Genomic DNA, 969 nt, shown 5'->3' on the forward strand with positions numbered 1-969 from the left:
ACCATCGCACCGCCCAAAGCACGACCTCACCGCTGAAATGCCGTCCTTTGAAATCACTCATGGAGCATCCCTCCTGCCTGGCGAAACTTAAAAATGGGGCCGCACGGAGAAGTTTGCAACAGAGCCCGGCTCCGTCTTGGGACGTTTATTTCCTTGAACAAGAGTGGCGCGGCTGGATGAACACAAAAGGCATGGACGCGCCAAAAAATCCTGACGCTGCCTTCCTCGGTTTTTGCCGATCATACTTTGAAAAGCACGGTCGTGCATAGCACCCCTACAGGGGTATAGCGTCACAGGGTCATACCCCTATGACGCTACTTTTCGGAATACTCGGAAACAGGCTTAAAGCCCTCGCTGGTCAACACATGGTCAACGCCAGCGATCAACAAATCATGCACCTTGCAGCCCTTCGAAAGCGCGATTTCCTTTAGCTTGTGGTTTGCTTTCGGCGGCAAATACAAGCTTGTTTTTGTGGGCTTAGGCTGCTCGGTTGTTGTATCCATTGAAACCACGGTAGCGGATTGCTTCCCCTGCCCGCTTGAAGTTTCCATATCAAGACTCTTTATCAAGGATTTTCTTGCCATGCTTCTTGCCTTCCATTTTGTTTTTCATCCACTGCCAAAGTGCCCGCATTTCTTCGGCAGCTTTACCTTCAGGTTCGTATTCTGTGACGCCTAGGCTTTCGGCAAAGGCGTCACCATATGCGACCCTTTGAACAATCCACGGCAACGCCAAAACACCCCACATTTCCAGCGCGCTTGCAGCTTCCTGCGCACGTGGGTTGTTAGGCGGCTCTGTTGCAAACTTCTCCGTGCGGCCCCATTTTTAAGTTTCGCCAGGCAGGAGGGATGCTCCATGAGTGATTTCAAAGGACGGCATTTCAGCGGTGAGGTCGTGCTTTGGGCGGTGCGATGGTATTGCCGCTACGGGATCAGTTATCGCGATCTTGAGACGATGATGGCGGAGCGC

At 52.4% G+C, this 969-nt stretch carries 2 protein-coding genes and 2 pseudogenes; 2 read left to right on the forward strand and 2 right to left on the reverse strand.

The window, feature by feature from the left end; translation table 11 throughout:
• Positions 1–269 (forward strand): annotated as a pseudogene (locus AKJ29_RS20285) (hypothetical protein); the annotation flags it as partial.
• A 45-nt stretch (positions 270–314) separates the two neighbouring features.
• Here the strand turns inward: AKJ29_RS20285 and AKJ29_RS18445 are convergent.
• Both AKJ29_RS18445 and AKJ29_RS18450 read right to left on the reverse strand, forming a co-directional pair.
• Positions 315–584, reverse strand: a complete 270-nt coding sequence (locus AKJ29_RS18445) for a hypothetical protein (RefSeq protein WP_161805491.1) — start codon at positions 582–584, stop codon at positions 315–317.
• Positions 553–747 carry a hypothetical protein gene (locus tag AKJ29_RS18450; protein ID WP_055193016.1) on the reverse strand — a complete coding sequence of 65 codons (195 nt, stop codon included), beginning with the start codon at positions 745–747 and terminating at the stop codon, positions 553–555. The genes AKJ29_RS18445 and AKJ29_RS18450 overlap by 32 nt, the downstream gene beginning before the upstream one ends.
• Before the next feature lie 108 nt (positions 748–855).
• On the opposite strand from AKJ29_RS18450, the pseudogene AKJ29_RS19555 reads away from it, so the two are divergent.
• Positions 856–969: pseudogene (locus tag AKJ29_RS19555) on the forward strand (IS6 family transposase); the annotation flags it as partial.

The organism is Aliiroseovarius crassostreae, assembly GCF_001307765.1.
Classification (GTDB): Bacteria; Pseudomonadota; Alphaproteobacteria; order Rhodobacterales; family Rhodobacteraceae; genus Aliiroseovarius; species Aliiroseovarius crassostreae.